The sequence below is a fragment of the Aurantimonas sp. DM33-3 genome (assembly GCF_014334315.1).
GTDB classification, from domain to species: domain Bacteria; phylum Pseudomonadota; class Alphaproteobacteria; order Rhizobiales; family Rhizobiaceae; genus Aurantimonas; species Aurantimonas coralicida.
In genome coordinates this window covers 282,272-298,093 of record NZ_JACSGS010000005.1, presented here as the reverse complement: position 1 = coordinate 298,093, position 15,822 = coordinate 282,272, and the positions used below count along the sequence as shown (strand labels likewise).

Annotated in this window: 16 protein-coding genes; 12 read left to right on the top strand and 4 right to left on the bottom strand. The window is 66.1% G+C overall.

Features of this window, described 5'->3' with window-relative positions; all coding sequences use genetic code 11:
* Positions 1–119 precede the first annotated feature (119 nt).
* The 3 genes from H9Q09_RS09910 to H9Q09_RS09900 form a co-directional block, all read right to left on the bottom strand.
* Entirely contained in the window at positions 120–410 is a 291-nt protein-coding gene (locus tag H9Q09_RS09910) for a hypothetical protein (protein WP_040325820.1), read from the bottom strand.
* A 141-nt stretch (positions 411–551) separates the two neighbouring features.
* Positions 552–1,508, bottom strand: coding sequence for a PAS domain-containing sensor histidine kinase (locus H9Q09_RS09905; RefSeq protein ID WP_230784646.1), 957 nt, complete (start codon positions 1,506–1,508; stop codon positions 552–554).
* Between the two features lie 264 nt (positions 1,509–1,772).
* Complete coding sequence (locus H9Q09_RS09900; RefSeq protein WP_009210301.1) at positions 1,773–2,567, bottom strand: response regulator; 795 nt, start codon at positions 2,565–2,567, stop codon at positions 1,773–1,775.
* A 353-nt stretch (positions 2,568–2,920) separates the two neighbouring features.
* Here H9Q09_RS09900 and H9Q09_RS09895 point away from each other — a divergent pair, with 353 nt between their 5' ends.
* From H9Q09_RS09895 to H9Q09_RS09865, 7 genes are all read left to right on the top strand, one after another.
* Positions 2,921–3,103: a NepR family anti-sigma factor gene (locus tag H9Q09_RS09895; RefSeq protein WP_155898450.1), complete on the top strand. Its 183-nt coding sequence runs from the start codon at positions 2,921–2,923 to the stop codon at positions 3,101–3,103.
* Positions 3,104–3,109: 6 nt separating this feature from the next.
* The gene (locus tag H9Q09_RS09890; protein WP_009210302.1) at positions 3,110–3,661 is read left to right on the top strand and encodes a sigma-70 family RNA polymerase sigma factor; all 552 of its coding nucleotides are present in this window, start codon (positions 3,110–3,112) and stop codon (positions 3,659–3,661) included.
* 163 nt (positions 3,662–3,824) lie between these two features.
* Positions 3,825–4,181 carry a hypothetical protein gene (locus H9Q09_RS09885; RefSeq protein ID WP_230784647.1) on the top strand — a complete coding sequence of 119 codons (357 nt, stop codon included), beginning with the start codon at positions 3,825–3,827 and terminating at the stop codon, positions 4,179–4,181.
* A 2-nt stretch (positions 4,182–4,183) separates the two neighbouring features.
* Positions 4,184–4,633, top strand: coding sequence for a hypothetical protein (locus H9Q09_RS09880; RefSeq protein WP_187390865.1), 450 nt, complete (start codon positions 4,184–4,186; stop codon positions 4,631–4,633).
* Positions 4,634–4,709: 76 nt separating this feature from the next.
* Positions 4,710–5,156, top strand: coding sequence for a host attachment family protein (locus tag H9Q09_RS09875; protein ID WP_024350365.1), 447 nt, complete (start codon positions 4,710–4,712; stop codon positions 5,154–5,156).
* 55 nt (positions 5,157–5,211) lie between these two features.
* On the top strand, positions 5,212–5,472 hold the full coding sequence (locus H9Q09_RS09870; RefSeq protein ID WP_187390864.1) for a hypothetical protein: 261 nt from the start codon (positions 5,212–5,214) through the stop codon (positions 5,470–5,472).
* Between the two features lie 49 nt (positions 5,473–5,521).
* Positions 5,522–5,890 (top strand): hypothetical protein, encoded by a 369-nt coding sequence (locus H9Q09_RS09865; RefSeq protein WP_024350363.1) that lies wholly within the window; start codon positions 5,522–5,524, stop codon positions 5,888–5,890.
* An 81-nt stretch (positions 5,891–5,971) separates the two neighbouring features.
* Here H9Q09_RS09865 and H9Q09_RS09860 read toward each other — a convergent pair whose 3' ends face one another.
* Positions 5,972–6,886: a diacylglycerol kinase family protein gene (locus H9Q09_RS09860; protein ID WP_024350362.1), complete on the bottom strand. Its 915-nt coding sequence runs from the start codon at positions 6,884–6,886 to the stop codon at positions 5,972–5,974.
* A 203-nt stretch (positions 6,887–7,089) separates the two neighbouring features.
* On the opposite strand from H9Q09_RS09860, the gene H9Q09_RS09855 reads away from it, so the two are divergent.
* The 5 genes from H9Q09_RS09855 to H9Q09_RS09835 all read left to right on the top strand — a co-directional run bounded on the left by H9Q09_RS09855 (position 7,090) and on the right by H9Q09_RS09835 (position 15,716).
* The gene (locus H9Q09_RS09855; RefSeq protein WP_024350361.1) at positions 7,090–7,254 is read left to right on the top strand and encodes a DUF1328 domain-containing protein; all 165 of its coding nucleotides are present in this window, start codon (positions 7,090–7,092) and stop codon (positions 7,252–7,254) included.
* A gap of 183 nt (positions 7,255–7,437) precedes the next feature.
* Positions 7,438–9,036, top strand: a complete 1,599-nt coding sequence (locus H9Q09_RS09850; protein WP_187390863.1) for a PRC-barrel domain-containing protein — start codon at positions 7,438–7,440, stop codon at positions 9,034–9,036.
* A 235-nt stretch (positions 9,037–9,271) separates the two neighbouring features.
* Positions 9,272–10,615: an efflux RND transporter periplasmic adaptor subunit gene (locus H9Q09_RS09845; RefSeq protein WP_187390862.1), complete on the top strand. Its 1,344-nt coding sequence runs from the start codon at positions 9,272–9,274 to the stop codon at positions 10,613–10,615.
* Positions 10,615–13,782 carry an efflux RND transporter permease subunit gene (locus H9Q09_RS09840; protein WP_187390861.1) on the top strand — a complete coding sequence of 1,056 codons (3,168 nt, stop codon included), beginning with the start codon at positions 10,615–10,617 and terminating at the stop codon, positions 13,780–13,782. Before H9Q09_RS09845 ends, H9Q09_RS09840 begins: the two co-directional genes overlap by 1 nt.
* Before the next feature lie 83 nt (positions 13,783–13,865).
* Complete coding sequence (locus tag H9Q09_RS09835; RefSeq protein WP_187390860.1) at positions 13,866–15,716, top strand: ABC-F family ATP-binding cassette domain-containing protein; 1,851 nt, start codon at positions 13,866–13,868, stop codon at positions 15,714–15,716.
* Positions 15,717–15,822: the final 106 nt, after the last annotated feature.

Sequence of the window (15,822 nt, the reverse complement as noted above, 5' to 3'; positions counted from 1 at the left end):
GTGATCGCGGTTATGCTCCGCACGAGTGGTCGGGGTCCACATGGCTCTTCCAGATCAGGCTTCAGACACCTTCTGGAATCATCGCCATCCCGGCCATTCAACCCTTTCCGGACGGGCTCTTAGCGCGAGGCGACCATCTGCGGCTCGGCATCGAAGGTGATCAGAAGCTGACCGTCCCGGCTAACCGCCCAGTCGATGGACGCGGACTGCTCGAAGACTTCTTCGTCGACAGCCTTGCAGGCGCCGTAGACCTTGCGCTGTTCCGAACCGCTCAGGCGGATCTGCAGACCCAGATCCTGCTGGCATTCGGCAACGGTTTCGTATGCGGGGACGGGAACCGGAATTTCCTTGCAGACGGAAGCATCGCCTGAACATCCGACCAGCAGCATGAAAGCAGCAACGTGTTCCATCGAACCTCTCCTTTGGCTCTACAACGGGCCTTCGGCAGAGAGGTTCCACAGCGGTAGGTTCGGATCGCGATTTTTCCGGAACTACATGATCACGGGGCCGTGTCCCGAAGCTTACGTTACGGCGCGCTTACGAAACCGGCGTCAGGCGGAATCGCGCCGGCCGTTGGAGGTGATCTCGTACTGCGCCGCCGGAATGACCAGCGTGTAGCGGATCCCGTCGGGGAGATATTCGAGCCTCGCTTCGCCGCCGACGGCGTTCGGAACGATGCGCTCGAGCGTCGAGGTGCCGAAGCGCGGGTCGCGCTCCAGCCGCACCCGCGGCCCGTTGCGCTCCTGCCAGACGAAGACGATCACCTGATCGTCGCCCCGCCAGTCGAAGCTGGCACGGATCGAGACGGAGCCGCCGGGGACCGACAGCGATCCGTAGGAGGCCGCATTCACCGCCAGTTCGTGCAGCGCCAGCCCGACATGGAGCGACGCCGTCGGCGACAGGTAGACGTCGAGCGCGTCCACCGCGATCTGGTCCATTCCGTCCGGCGCATAGCGCTCGACCTGCATCCGCACGAGGCTCATCAGGTCGGCGCCGCGCCAGTCGGCGTCGGTGACGATGTCCTGCGAGGAGGCCAGCGACTGGATACGGCCGCGGAAGCGGACGAGGAACTCGGGAACGGTGACGGAATGGCGCGCGGTCTGGCTCGCCAGGCTCTGGATGATGGCCAGGAGATTCTTGGAGCGGTGCGACAGCTCGCGCAGCAACGTCTTGAGCGTGTCTTCGCGGCGTTTCTGCTCGGTGATCTCCACCGACGTGCCGATAATGCCGCAGACCTCACCGGCTTCGTTCTCGTCGACGTCGATGCGGATGTCGAACCAGCGCACCGAGGCGCCCTTGATCGTCGACAGCTCGAACCGGGCAGGCTTGCGGGTGTCGATGACGTCCTGCTTGAGCTTTTCGGAGCGTTCGGCCGCGCCGGCCGGCAGGATGTCGCGATCGGCCATGCCTTCGACCGCCAGGGCTAGCCAAGACTCGCCGGCATTGTAGACCCACGCATAGCGCAGATCACAATCCTGGGCGAAGACGGACACCTCCGTATTCGCCAATGCCCGCAAGACCTTGTTCACCAACATCGTATGCTCAATCGACACGAATACAACGGAGCGTGTCCGCCACCATTCGGGTTGCCGCCTCGCCCTGCGAAACGACCGCCCTTCCTCGACGACGCCCTGCCCCGTCCGGACCGCGGCGACCGGCGCCCGGTGTCGGGCGATGCCACCGCGGCACCGCAAGCAAAGTGCTCCCGGCGGGTCGCGTCCGGCCCATCACGGGTCGACACGCTCCGCGCCGGGGACAACAGGCGACGTCCGTCAGGCCGCCGCCTTCTTGTCGGTCTCGAAGAACAGCGCCTGGCTGATCAGCGCCTTGACCATGTCGGGATTGAACGGCTTGGTCACCAGGAAGGTCGGCTCCGGGCGTTCACCCGTCAGCAGCCGCTCCGGGAAGGCGGTGATGAAGATCACCGGCACCGACACCTTGTTCAGGATGTCGTTGACCGCGTCGATGCCCGAGCTGCCGTCGGCGAGCTGGATGTCGGCCAGCACCATGCCAGGCCGCTGCTTGTCGAAGAGCTCGATCGCTTCCTTGTGGGTCCGGGCGATGCCCGTGACCGCATGACCGAGGCTTTCGACCATCTGCTCGATGTCCATCGCGATCAGCGGCTCGTCCTCGATGATCATGATCTCGGTCGAAACCTGGCGGCCGATATCGGTGCTGGCCTGATCGATCAGCTCGGAAAAGCGCGTCTCGTCGATGCTCAGGATCGTTGCGGCTTCCTCCGAGGTGAAGCCCTCGACGGCGACGAGCAGGAAGGCCTGCCGCGGCAGCGGCGAGATCGCCTTCAGATTATGCGACGCCTTCTCTTCCCAGGCCGAGGTCGGCGCATCCTCGCGGATGTTCACTTCGACGGACTGCCAAAGGGAGGAAAACAGCTTGTAGAGCGAGATGCGCGGCGTCTGGTCGTCCGAGAACAGGCTCGGATCGGCGATCAGCGCTTCCAGAACCGCAGCCACATAAGCGTCGCCGCTCGCCTGCGAGCCACTCAAAGCCCGGGAATAGCGCCGAAGATACGGAATATGCGGCGCTATGCGGGATGACATCGACATATAAAAACCCCTCGAGTCGATCGAGACAAACACGTTCACAATGCGCTCGGAAACGTCCTTGTCGAAATAAAGTTCCGTGACCGGGAACCGGATCCGCCTCCCAGCCCTTTCAGATGGGATGTTGAAGTCGGATGGAAACCTCGGCGCTTGGATTCCAGGGCAAAAATCGCCTTGGACTTGAGGCGCCGATGTCTGCGTCTATATTCCGACCTCGACTGGAAGCAATGCGAGCTACGAATGCACATCATGCCGAACGCCAGACACGCGAATTCGAACAGAGCGCCGCGCTCCGGGACTGCCGTAACCGTGCTTCGAGACGCGTGATGGACGACCGGAAGAGCAAGGACGAGAGCATGCAGACTTCCCACGCACAGCGATCGGAGCGCTCGTCGGACAACGGCGTCCAGTCCGCCATCGGCAAGCGTCTGAAGGCCTATTACGACGATGTCGCGAGCGAGCCGGTCCCCGACCGCTTCCTGTCGCTGCTGGATGCGCTGGATGCCGCCGAGTCGTCGTCCAAGGCGGGCAGCAAGTAGGCTCCCATGACAGAACAGACGGATTTCCGTAGCGATCTGATCGCCATCATCCCGAATCTGCGTGCTTTCGCGGCGTCGCTCGCCGGGTCGTTCGACCGCGCCGACGACCTCGTGCAGGAGACCCTCGTCAAGGCGTGGGACAAGCAGCACACCTTCCAGCCCGGTACCAACCTCAAGGCCTGGCTGTTCACCATCCTGCGCAACGAGTTCTACACGCAGATGCGCAAGAAGGGCCGCGAGGTTCAGGACGTCGACGGCATCCACGCCATGCAGCTGGCGGGCCATCCCGAGCAGCACGGCCATCTGGACCTGCAGGATTTCCGCAAGGCGCTCGACATGCTGCCCGACGATCAGCGCGAAGCCCTGATCCTGATCGGCGCATCCGGCTTCTCCTATGAAGAAGCCGCCGAAATCTGCAAATGCGCCGTCGGCACCATCAAGAGCCGCGTGTCGCGGGCCCGGACCCGCATCGGCGAGCTTCTCGGCATTGAGGGTGACGGCGAATACGGGCCGGACTCGATCTCCTCCCAGATCATCGGCGTCGCGCCCGCCGCCTGAGGCCCACGTCAGCAAACAGCGCGGCGCCGCGCTGCATCGCGAGAAAACCCTCGCGAAACCGGGAACCCCAAGCCCTCGAAACAGTTTCAGTCAGAACCGGATCGCTCACCTCCGAATGGAGGAGACAACCGGATCGTCAGTTTCATTTCGAATGAGGTTCAGCATGGTTTCCGACACCACCCCCCACAATTTCCAGTCCGGCGGCACTCCGGGGGGCGCTTCCACCGCTGAGGACAAGGCGGATTTGGAAACCCAGATCGATCATCTCCGCAAGGATCTCGCCGGCGTGACCGATGCGCTGAAGTCGCTGGCCTCCAACCAGGCCGACGATGCCCGTCGCAACGTGTTCGCCCTGCGTGACGACGTGCGCGAGCGCGGCGAGCGCTACATCCAGCAGGCCCAGGACGCAGCGTCCGACCTGGAAGAGCAGCTGAGCGAGCGCGTCCGGGCCGAGCCGATCAAGAGCGTCCTGATCGCCGCGGCCGCCGGCTATCTCTACGCGCGCATCTTCCGCCGCTGATCATGCTCTCTCAGCTAGTTACGAAGCTGATCACCGGCGAGGCGGGCGTCTTCCTCGCGCGGATGAAGCGGGTCGTCGCGCTCTATGTCGTGATGGCCGTCTTCGCCCTCGGGATGGCGATGTCGCTGCTTCTGGCGCTGTTCGTCTACCTCGCCCAGATCTTCGGCCCGCTTCCGGCTGCACTCGGTTTCGCCGGCGTGTTCCTGGTACTGGTGATCCTGACCTACATCGCGGTCATCATCGCCCGGCGTCCGCCGAAGAAACGGGCGGACGATCGGCTGCAGCGTGACATCGCGTCCATCGCCGGCGTTGCCGCCGTCTCCAACCTGCCGCTGATCCTCGGCACGGTGAAGCGCAAGAAGGGCCTGCTCATCCTGCCCATGATCGCCGCCGGCGGCTGGGGCGTGTGGCGGGCGATCGCCGCCTACAAACGCGACGGCCGCTACGACTGAGACGTTCGGCGCGCCCGCGGTCCGGTCGCGCCGAACCTCCTCCTCATCGCGGTCCCGAACGAAACGAGGTGTTCCCATGACGGCTCCGACCATCGACCACGACACATGGATTCTCGTCGCCGACGGGCAAAAGGCCCTGTTCCTCTGCAACGAGGGCGACGACGAACTTCGCAACTTCGCGGTGCGCCGCGTCGAGGAACAGGACAATCCGCCGGACCGCGAGCAGGGTACCGACCGCCCCGGGCGGATGGGCGACCAGGGATCGGCGCATCGCTCGTCCGTGGCGGAGACCGACTGGCATCAGCTCGCCGAAGACCGGTTCGCCAAGGACCTCAGCGATATCCTCTATCGCATGGCCCACAAGAACCGCTTCGAGAAGCTCGTCCTCGTCGCTCCCCCGAGGGTTCTCGGCGAACTGCGCCAGGAACTGCACAAGGAAGTCCAGGACCGGATCGTCGGTGAAGTGCCCAAGACGCTGACCAATCATCCGATCGACCGGATCGAGACGCTTCTCGCCGACTGACAACAATCGACGCCACCGGCCGCCAGACGCGGCGGGTTCGTCCGGAGGAACCCATATGTCCAATATCGATCCCGATCGCGCCCGTCAGGGCGAAAAGGGCACACCGGTGCTGATGATCCTTGTCGCCGGCCTTGCTCTGTGCGCCGTGGTCTTTGCCGGTCTCGGCATCTACGCCTGGACGATGCCCGACGAGGATGTCGCCGTCGAAGGCGAGGCCATCGAAAAGCCGGCCGAGGCGCCGACGACCGACGGCAGCGGACTTGCAACGCCGCAGGATTCCGACACGGCCGCGCCCGAGTCCGAGAGCGCCCAGTAATTTCGCATATCGGCGTCCGTCATGGACGCCCAACACAGGGAGAGGTGCCATGCCCGATCCGAACGAACATCCGCAGAGTGAAGTGATCGCGGTCGATCAGGAGCCAGGCGGCGACGCCGACCAGCCCGGCATCGCCCAGCCGATCTCGCAGGACGAGATCAGCGACCTGCTCAACAACACCCAGATGCCGATCGAGGAACGCGAAGCCCGCCTGCACGCGATCGCCCAGCGTCTGGGCACCCGCGAAAACATCGATCTCGCCGACGAGTTCGATCCGATGCGCGAGCAGGTCAACGAAGCGCTGAACATGCTGGCGAGCGGCGGCCACAGCTACGGCTCGCTCGATGCGGCAGGCTTCGATCCCGACGAGCGCTCGGATGCCCAGGCGCCGGACGATACCGGACCGTCCAAGGTCTGACACTGAGGATCGCCGCAGCCGCAGCGACACGACAGCAGATTTGAGATGGGGCGCAGCCGGGCTGCGCCCCTTCTTGCGTTGTCAGCGCAGATAGGTCGCGTCGCTCGGGGCGAGGACGTTCAGCCCCTTCGGGGTCAGCGTCACGGTCATTTCCGGCTCGATATCGACCAGTTCGCCGTCCCTGACCGCCCGGTTGCGGTGGTGGCGCCCCCGGTAGAAAATCCGGACCTCGTGCGCGGAGGTCACCTTCAGGCTCCGGTTCTGGCGCCAGGTTCCCAGCATGATGTCCACGGCGACCTTCAGGACCGAACGCAGGTCGCGGTCGATGCAGATATAGATGCCGAGCTCGCCGCCCCTGGGATCGTCGGCATAGGGAATATGGCCGTCGCCGTAGAGATTGTTGGAGATGGCGATCGCCGGGCTGGCGATCCGCTGCATGACGCCGTCGATTTCCAGTTCCAGCTCGACCACCGGGAAGCGCCGCAGCGCCATGAACACGGCGCGGGTCGTCGCCATCATCTTGCCGAGGCGCGAGGCGTAGGAGATCTTCTTGCGCATGCGCACCATACGGGCATGCAGGCCCACGGCATATTGGTGCACGAAGGGCGTGCCGTTGACCGAGGCGATGTCGACCGGCGTGATGACACCCGAGGCGAGCGCGGCCACCGCCTGATCCAGCGGCAGCGGAATCTGCAGCGTGCGGGCGAAGAGGTTCATCGTGCCGGCCGGCAGGATGCCGAGGGCAATGCGCCCGTTCGCCAGCGCCGTGGCCGCCGCCGAGACGGTGCCGTCGCCGCCGCCGACGAGGAGAACGTCGATATCCTCGCGCTCGGCCGCCTTTCCGATGGCGGCGACAATCTCGTCCCCCGAGCAGTCGTCCACGGTCAGCTCGTGGCCGTGCATCCGGAACTCGTCCTGCATCAATGTCGTGAGTTGTCCGAGATCGGTTGTCTTCAGACTGCCGCCGTCGCGGTTGAGGAGAGCGAGAATCTTCATGGGGGGTGATCCGGAACGCGTATTGCGGGAGCCTGGGCAGCGGACGACTAACTAGGCCGCCCCTGTAGCATCGCCACGTCCGCCAGACACGACCAATCGCATCCATCGATAGTTGCCGATCGGAACCACCGGGACGATGGGGCGTTCGCCCCCCATACAAACGCCAGGCGCCGGTTCCCCCGCGCCCTCACTAGGAGACTACCATGATCGAATGGATCGTCATTCTGCTCATCGTCGCCGCCGTCGCCAGCCTTCTCGGCTTTCGCGGCGTCGCCGGGGCCTCTGCCGGCATCGCGAAGATCCTGATCTTCATCGTGCTGGTGGGCCTGCTGCTCATGCTGCTGTTCGGCGTGCTGGTGTTTGCCTGAAGCAGGACACAAGCATGCGTCCGGCGCAGATCGGCTGCGCTGGATGGCAAAAAAGAGGAAGAGAACCGGAACCTTACGGCCGCTCAGTTCTTCCTCTCCCAGATGCCGCGCGACACATGTTTTCCACGACACCATGCCGCGCGGCAGTCGCCTATCGGAAACAATAGACCAGGAGGTCTTATCATGATCCGCACGTTGCTTGCCACTACCGCTCTCGCATCCGTTATCGCAACGAGTGCCTATGCGCAGGACGCCGCCACGACCGCAGAGACCACGGCCCCGGCCAAGGTCGAAGCATCCGCCGATGCCAACGCGACCGCCACGGCCGCCCAGTCCGGCAATTATCTCCGCAATCTCTCCGCCGACCAGTATCTGGCGTCGGAGCTGAACGGCAAGACCATCTACGCGAGCGACGCCGAGGATGCAGAATCGATCGGCGAGATCGAGAACTTCCTGGTCGGCAGTGACGGCAAGGTCGTCGCAGCGGTCGTCGATGCGACCGTGAACGACGAATCGCGCCGCGTCGCCATCCCGTTCGACCAGATCTCCTGGTCCATGACGGATGAGGACGATGTCCGCGCCGTTCTGAGCGCCGGTGCCGATCAGCTGGCGCAGGCTCCCGAGTTCACCATGCCGGACGAGCAGCAGGCTGCTGCAACCGATTCCGGCATGAGCGGCGACGCCATGGGTACGGGGACTGCTTCCACGCCGCAGACCGAGACGGCTGCCGCACCGGCGGCGCCGGTCGCAGCGGATGATGCCGCCGAGACCAACACGATGGCTGCCGGTTCCGCGACCTCGGAGACGGCTTCCCAGCCGGTCGAGACCGCTGCCGCCGGTCAGGGCGAGTATCCGAGCACCGTCGGTGCCGACCAGTATCTCAGCGAGAACCTCATCGGCGCGTCGGTCTATTCTGGCCCGGGTGAGGATGCCGAAAGCCTCGGCGACATCGGTGATCTCGTTGTCTCGTCGTCCGGTCAGGTCGAAGCAGGCGTCGTGGGCGTCGGTGGCTTCCTCGGCATCGGCGAGAAGGACGTCGCCGTTCCGTTCGACCGTCTCGAGATGACCCGCGCTGACGGTGACGAGGTTCGCATCGTAGCCTCCGCGACCCGCGAGGAACTCGAGCAGGCCTCCTCCTTCGAGGACGAGCGTCCGTCCGAGATGACGGCCGAGAACGAAGGCGAGATGACGCCGACGGCCGAAGCTCCGACCGATGAGCCGACCGAGCGCGTTGCCGATGCGGCCGAGACCACCGAGCAGCCGGCCGACAACATGGCCGCGACGGACGGTGTCGTGACGGCGACCGGTACGGCAGCCGGCACGGGCATGGCGGCGAACTCCACCGCCGAGAACGACACGACCGCTTCGGTCGGTGGTTCGTCCGAGCGTTCGCAGATGACGCCGGTCACCGACTCGGCTCAGCTGACCGCCGACAACCTGATGGGCACGACCGTCTACGGTCCCGATGACTCCACCGTTGGCGACATCGGTGACATCGCCCTCAACGCCGAAGGTTCGGTCGACGCCGTGATCGTCGATGTCGGTGGCTTCCTGGGCATTGGCGAGAAGCCGGTGGCCGTGGCCATGGACAACCTGCAGTTCATGCAGGACGCCAACGGCTCGATGTATCTCTACACGCAGTTCACCGAGGAGCAGCTCGAGAACGCGCCGGAGTACAACGCCGACACCTACGCCGACAACCGCGAGACCATGCGGATTCAGAACGGCGGCATGATGGGCAACGACGCCTCGACGTCGGAGGCACCGGCCGTCGCAAACTAAGCGACATCCGACTGCACGCATCGAAGGGGCTCGCCGAAAGGCGGGCCCTTTTTCGTTGGGCGGTCGGTGCAGGAGAGGCTACCCGTGCCGAAGTGCCACGCTTGTGATCGCGTTGTTACGGCTGAATTACAGTTCGTAACAAATCCAGCCGCAAACCGCCGAAATCTCTCCTATACTGGCAGCATCGGCCACGGCGGCCGGACCTCGCGCAATCCTTACGAGTACAAGCGATCCCATGGGTTTCCTGAAGCAGATCTTCGTCACGATCCTGGTGCTGGCCGTTGCGGGTGCGGCCTACATCAAGTTCGACCCGTCGGCGGGGCGTTCCCTGCTCGCCTCGGATCTGCCCCTGCCCGATCCGCTGCGCTCGGCCATTCTGTGGATCGCTCCGGAAGCCGGCGAATCCGCCCCGGAGATCGCCAGCGGCGAGGGTCAGCGCTCCGGCGGGCGTCGCCGCGGCGGTGGGGCGACGATGGTCGTCTCCGCACCGGTGACGACGGGCTCCACGCGGACCCGCATGCGGTCCATCGGCACCGGCGAAGCCGCCCGTTCGGTGGTCGTCCATCCCGACAACACCGCCGGCATCATCGAGGAAGTCGTCGTCCAGTCTGCCGACATGGTGGAGGAAGGCACGGTTCTGGTCCGGCTGGAACGGGCCAGCGAGGAACTCGCGGTCGATCGTGCCCGGCTCGCCCTCGAGGCCGCCGAGGACAAGGTCGCCCGCTTCGAGCGCCTGCAAAGGGCCAACACGCTCAGCGCCGTCGAGGTCACCGACGTGACCCGCGAGCGCGACAACGCCAGGCTCGACCTGCGGTCCGCCGAGATCGCGCTCGGCAAGCGCGACATCCGCGCGCCGATCTCCGGACGGGTCGGCATCATCGCCGTCGATCGCGGCGATCTGGTATCCACCGATACGGTGATCGCCACCGTGGACGACCGCGAGCATCTGAAGGTCATCTTCTACACGCCGGAAAGCTTCGTGCAGCAGCTGGCCATCGGCACGCCGGTCGAGGCGGTGTCCACCGCCCGGCCCGACACGGTCTATGAAGGCGAGATCACCGCCATCGACAGCCGGCTCGACGAGGCGAGCCGCACCCTGCGCACCGAAGCCCGGATCGAGAACGGCTCCGACGATCTGCGTCCGGGCATGTCGTTCAGCGTGTCGCTGTCGCTGGAAGGCGAGACCTTCCTGTCGGTCGATCCGATTTCCGTCGTCTGGGAGCGTACCGGTCCGATCGTCTGGAAGATCGTCGACGGCAAGGCGCAGAAGGCATCGGTGCGGATCGTCGAGCGAACGATCGACCGTGTGCTGGTCGCCTCGGACGATCTCGCCGCCGGCGATTCCGTCGTGGTCGAAGGGCTCCAGTCGGTCCGCGAAGGCGGCGCCGTCGAAAGCATCAATGACGCCCCCGCGCCGGACGGCGCCGCGCCTGCCGCGCCGGTTCCGTCCGCCAGCACCACGCCGAAGCCCGGCAGCGACGACCGCGCAACGGCGCTGGGCCTCGTCGGCATTGCACAGGCCAATGCGGCTGAGCCGCCGCAGGTCGGCGGTCAGGCTTCCGCGGGAGCCGCCCGCTGATGAGCACGCCTGCCAAGCCCGACGGCATCACCGCCTTCACCAGCCTGTTCATCCGCCGGCCGGTGCTGACCATCGTGGTCAACCTGCTGATCGTGGTGGCGGGCCTCGCCGCCTTCGGCGCTATCGAAGTGCGCGAACTGCCGAATGTCGACCGCCCCGTCATCAGCGTGTCCATCGACTTTCCCGGCGCGTCTCCCGAAACCGTCGACCGGCAGATCACCAGCGAGATCGAAAGCGCCGTGGCGCGTGTTTCGGGCATCGCCTCGGTGTCGTCGAAGTCGGAATTCGGCGACAGCCGGGTGACGATCGAATTCACCGACACCACCGATCTGAACGTCGCCGCCAGCGACGTGCGCAACGCCGTCAGCCGCATCGCCAACAGCCTGCCTGAAGGCGCGGAGGAGCCGCGCATCGTCAAGGCCGACGCCGACGCCTCGGCGATCATGCGCCTGGCGGTCACCGCGCCCGGCCTGTCGATCGAGGATTTGACGACGCTGGTCGAGGACCGGATCGCCGATCAGCTCGCCGCCGTCGAGGGCGTTGCCGACCTGCAGATCTACGGCGAGCGCGAGAAAGTCATCTATGTCGACGTCGACCCGGACAAGCTGGCGACGCGCGGCCTGACGCTCGGCAACGTTTCGACGGCGCTGCAGAACGCGGCGCTCGACGTGCCGGCCGGATCGCTCGGCTCGCCCTCGCAGGACCTGATCGTGCGGGCCGACGCCAACGTAACCTCCCCGGAAGAGTTCGAGACCATCTTCCTCGACGACCGCACCCGGCTCGGCGATGTCGCCAGCGTGCGCTTCGGTCCCGATGACGCCGCATCGCAGCTGCGCCGCAACGGCGAGACCGGCGTCGGCATGGGCGTCGTGCGCCAGGCCGGGTCGAGCACGCTCGACATTTCCGACGGCATCCGCGCCGAGGTCGCCAATCTCAACGAGACCCTGCCCGACGGCGTCACCGTGCGCGTCACCAGCGACGACGCGACCTTCATCAACGGCGCCATCCACGAGGTCGAGATCGCCCTCGGCATCTCGGTCGCCGTGGTGATCTTCGTGATCTTCCTGTTCCTGCTGAATGTCCGCGCGACGATCATTCCGGCGGTCACGATGCCCATCGCGCTGATCGGCGTCGTCGCCTTCATCTATCTCGTCGGCTTCTCGATCAACATCCTGACGCTCCTGGCGCTGGTGCTGGCCACCGGCATGGTCGTCGACGACGCGATCATCGTTCTCGAGAACATCGTGCGCCAGCGCGACATGGGGGCGCGTCCGCAGGCGGCTGCCGTCCTCGGCACGCGCGAAGTGTTCTTCGCGGTCATCTCGACCACGGCGACGCTGGCGGCAGTCTTCGTGCCGATCTCCTTCCTGCCCGGCCAGGCCGGCGGCCTGTTCCGTGAATTCGGCTTCGTTCTGGCGATGGCGGTGGTGATCTCCTCCTTCATCGCCCTCACCCTCTGCCCGATGCTGGCGGCGTATTTCCTCAAGGCGCGGGAAGCCGAGCGTCGGCCCGGCCCGTTCCAGCGTTCGGTGCGCTGGTTCGGAGCGCGCCTCGCCGGCATGTATGCCGTCTCGCTTCGTTTCAGCCTCGCCTTCCCGCTGCTGATCGTCGTCGGCGCCGGCATCTTTTCCTTCGCCGCCTATCTCACCTTCCTGCAGATGCCGCAGGAGCTGACGCCGACCGAGGACCGCGGCGTCGTCCTGATGAGCATCAGCGCCCCCCAGGGCGCCAGCCTCGAATACACCAACGCCCAGCTGCGCCGGGTCGAGGACGTGGTCATTCCCTATGTGGAGAACGGCGAGGCGGACAATGTCTTCGCGATCTCCGGCCGCGGCTCGGCCAATTCGGCCTTCCTCGTCGTGTCGCTGAAGGACTGGGCGGTGCGGGCACGCAGCCAGCAGGAGATCGTCGCCGAGATCAACGGCAAGCTGCGCCGGATCACCGGCGTGCGTGCCTTTGCCATCCAGCCCAACTCGCTCGGCATTCGCGGGGGTGGCCGCGGCCTGCAGTTCGCCATCGCCGGCCAGAATTTCGAAGAGCTCGCCGAGAGCGCAGACGAACTGCTGGCGGCGATGCAGGCGGACGGCCGCTGGGGCGACGTGCGCCTGTCGGAAGATGCCACCCAGCCGCAGCTGTCGGTGGTGATCGACCGCGCCCGGGCCTCCGACCTCGGCATCGACATCGACGGGCTGGCGACCGCCATGCAGGCGCTGCTCGACGGCCGCGAGATCGGCCAGACCTATGTCGAGGACAAGCAGATCCCGATCCGGCTGATCGCCAGCTCCGATCCGGTCAACGACCCGGACGACATGCGCAATATCTTCCTGAAAGCGAGCGACGGGCGGATCGTGCCCATGTCGACGGTGGCAAGCGTCGAGGAAAAGCCGATCGCCCCGGCGCTGACCCGTGAAAACCGCTCGCGGGCCGTCTCGCTGTCGGCGCAGATCCCCGACAGCTACTCGATTCAGGAAGGCTGGACGGATCTGCAGGTCTTCGCCGAGGAGATCTTGCCGGCCGATCAGCGCCTCGTGCCGCTGGCCGAGGCCGCGACGCTGAACGAGACCAATAGCGGCCTCGCCCTCGTCTTCGGCTTCGCCATCGTCATCATCATCCTGGTGCTGGCGGCGCAGTTCGAGAGCTTCGTCTCGGCCTTCATCATCATCGCGACGGTGCCGCTGGGCATCGCCTGCGCGATCTTCGCGCTCGACTTCTTCGGCATGAGCCTCAATCTCTACAGCCAGATCGGCCTAGTGCTCCTGGTCGGGATCATGGCCAAGAACGGCATCCTGATCGTCGAATTCGCCAATCAGCTGCGCGAAGAGGGTCTGTCGGTCCGCGAGGCCGTGGAGCAGGCGGCGCTGATCAGGCTGCGGCCGGTGATGATGACCATGATCGCCACCGTCGTCGGCGGCGTGCCGCTGGTGCTGGCCTCGGGCGCCGGCGCCGAAGCGCGCGTGGCGCTCGGCTATGTCATCGTCGGCGGGCTCGGCCTTGCGACCTTCTCGACGCTTTATGTCACGCCGGTCGCCTATCTCATTCTCGGCCGGTTCTCGACGCCGAACGCAGAAAAGTCGGCCCGGCTGCAGCGCGACATCGCCGAGGCGGAAGCGGCGCAGCGCGAGCGGGGTCGAGACCGGGATGCGGGAACGGTGGCGCCGGCCGAATAGGCCGGCGGACGCCGCCCACAAGCAGACGCCGAACAGGCGAAAGGCCACTTCCCCCACCCGCCCATCCCCGCTAGAACGCGGCCATGGCACCCCCTCCCCTATTGCGCCTCGATGGCGTCCGCCTCACCTTCGGCGGCACGCCGCTCCTGACCGGCGTCGAGCTGAACGTCCTGCCCGGCGAGCGCATCGCGCTGGTCGGCCGCAACGGCTCGGGCAAGTCGACCCTGATGAAGATCGCCGCCGGACAGGTCGAGCCCGACGGCGGCGAAGTCTTCCTGAAGCCCGGCACCACCCTGCGCTACCTGCCGCAGGAGCCGGATTTCGGCGACTTCAAGACGGTCGGCGCCTATGTCGCCTCGGGTCTCGGGCCCGCCGACGATCCCTACCGGGTCACCATGTGCCTCGACGCCTTGGGCCTGACCGAAGACATGGAGCCGCATCACCTGTCGGGCGGCGAAGCCCGCCGCGCCGCTCTGGCGCGCACCCTGGCGCCCGAGCCGGATATCGTGCTGCTCGACGAGCCGACCAACCATCTCGACCTGCCGACCATCGAATGGCTGGAAGACGAGGTGCGCCAGATGAAGAGCGCCGTCGTGGTGATCAGCCATGACCGCCGCTTCCTGGAACGCGTCACCCGCTCCACCGTCTGGATCGACCGCGGCGCAGCCAAGCGCCTCGACCAGGGCTTCGGATCCTTCGAGGCGTGGCGCGACAAGGTGCTGGAAGAGGAAGAGCGCGACCTGCAGAAGCTCGACCGCAAGATCGTGCGCGAAGAGCACTGGCTGCGCTATGGCGTGAGCGCGCGGCGCACTCGCAACATGCGCCGGCTCGGGGCCCTTCACGATCTGCGCCAGCAGCGCCACGACACCCGCCGCGCCATCGGCCAGGTGTCGATGGAGGCCAGCGCCACGCGCGAGAGCGGCAAGCTGGTGATCGAGGCCTTCAACGTGTCGAAGGCCTATGACGGTCGCACGCTGGTCGACGATTTCTCCACCCGCATCGCCCGGGGCGACCGCGTCGGCTTCGTCGGCCCGAACGGCGTCGGCAAGACGACGCTCCTGAAGATGTTGATCGGCGAGCTGAAGCCGGATTCCGGCCGGGTGAAGCTCGGCACCAATCTCGACCTCGCCTTCCTCGACCAGAAGCGCGCGGCGCTGGCCGACGATCTGTCGGTGCAGGACGCGATCACCGACGGCCGTGGCGACCAGGTGATGGTCAATGGCGAGCCGCGCCATGTGGTCGGCTATCTGCGCGACTTCCTGTTCACGCCCGAGCAGATCCGCACCCCGGCGGGCAAGCTGTCCGGCGGCGAACGGGCGCGCCTGCTGCTGGCCAAGACGCTGGCGACGCCCGCGAACTTCCTCGTCCTCGACGAGCCGACCAACGACCTCGACATGGAGACGCTGGATCTCCTCGAGGAGCTGATCGCCAATTATCCCGGCACCGTGCTCCTCGTCAGCCACGACCGCGACTTCCTCGACCGCACTGTGACCAGCGTCATCTCGCCCGACGGCAACGGCCACTGGCTGGAATATGCCGGCGGCTACAGCGACATGGTCGCCCAGCGCCGCGACGCGGCCAAGGCTGTGGGCTCCGCCGGCAAGCCGTCCGACAAGGGCGGCGCGAAGAACGGTGCCGGCAAGAGTGGCGGCGGCACGTCAGGCGCCTCCGGGGGCGGCGCCGGCAAGGGCGGATCGTCCAAGCTGTCCTTCAAGCAGAAATTCGCGCTCGAGAACCTGCCCAAGGAGATCGCCAAGCTGGAAGCGGCGATCGCCAAGGCCGAAGCCGAGATCGCCGACCCCGCCCTGTTCACCAAGAACCCGGACCGCTTCGCCAGGCTGGCCGCCGGGATCGTCAAGGACCGGGCGGCGCTCGCCAAGGCCGAGGACGACTGGCTGGAGCTGGAAATGGTCCGCGCCGAGGCGGAAGACTAGGACGGTCGCGCCTGCGGGCGCGCCTTCCGACCCGAAGGGGTCAGCCCGGTGCAACCTTCGTCTGCGACGAACAAGCGCCGGATGATATGGCGCAATGGGCGATGAA

Excerpts from the sequence above, each read along its gene's own strand:
- H9Q09_RS09850 (WP_187390863.1), top strand. The coding sequence starts at position 7,438 with ATGATCCGCACGTTGCTTGCCACTACCGCTCTCGCATCCGTTATCGCA.
- H9Q09_RS09860 (WP_024350362.1), bottom strand. The coding sequence starts at position 6,886 with ATGAAGATTCTCGCTCTCCTCAACCGCGACGGCGGCAGTCTGAAGACA.
- H9Q09_RS09835 (WP_187390860.1), top strand. The coding sequence starts at position 13,866 with ATGGCACCCCCTCCCCTATTGCGCCTCGATGGCGTCCGCCTCACCTTC.
- H9Q09_RS09865 (WP_024350363.1), top strand. The coding sequence starts at position 5,522 with ATGCCCGATCCGAACGAACATCCGCAGAGTGAAGTGATCGCGGTCGAT.
- H9Q09_RS09900 (WP_009210301.1), bottom strand. The coding sequence starts at position 2,567 with ATGTCGATGTCATCCCGCATAGCGCCGCATATTCCGTATCTTCGGCGC.
- H9Q09_RS09845 (WP_187390862.1), top strand. The coding sequence starts at position 9,272 with ATGGGTTTCCTGAAGCAGATCTTCGTCACGATCCTGGTGCTGGCCGTT.
- H9Q09_RS09875 (WP_024350365.1), top strand. The coding sequence starts at position 4,710 with ATGACGGCTCCGACCATCGACCACGACACATGGATTCTCGTCGCCGAC.
- H9Q09_RS09890 (WP_009210302.1), top strand. The coding sequence starts at position 3,110 with ATGACAGAACAGACGGATTTCCGTAGCGATCTGATCGCCATCATCCCG.
- H9Q09_RS09870 (WP_187390864.1), top strand. The coding sequence starts at position 5,212 with ATGTCCAATATCGATCCCGATCGCGCCCGTCAGGGCGAAAAGGGCACA.
- H9Q09_RS09895 (WP_155898450.1), top strand. The coding sequence starts at position 2,921 with ATGCAGACTTCCCACGCACAGCGATCGGAGCGCTCGTCGGACAACGGC.
- H9Q09_RS09855 (WP_024350361.1), top strand. The coding sequence starts at position 7,090 with ATGATCGAATGGATCGTCATTCTGCTCATCGTCGCCGCCGTCGCCAGC.
- H9Q09_RS09910 (WP_040325820.1), bottom strand. The coding sequence starts at position 410 with ATGGAACACGTTGCTGCTTTCATGCTGCTGGTCGGATGTTCAGGCGAT.
- H9Q09_RS09885 (WP_230784647.1), top strand. The coding sequence starts at position 3,825 with ATGGTTTCCGACACCACCCCCCACAATTTCCAGTCCGGCGGCACTCCG.
- H9Q09_RS09840 (WP_187390861.1), top strand. The coding sequence starts at position 10,615 with ATGAGCACGCCTGCCAAGCCCGACGGCATCACCGCCTTCACCAGCCTG.
- H9Q09_RS09880 (WP_187390865.1), top strand. The coding sequence starts at position 4,184 with ATGCTCTCTCAGCTAGTTACGAAGCTGATCACCGGCGAGGCGGGCGTC.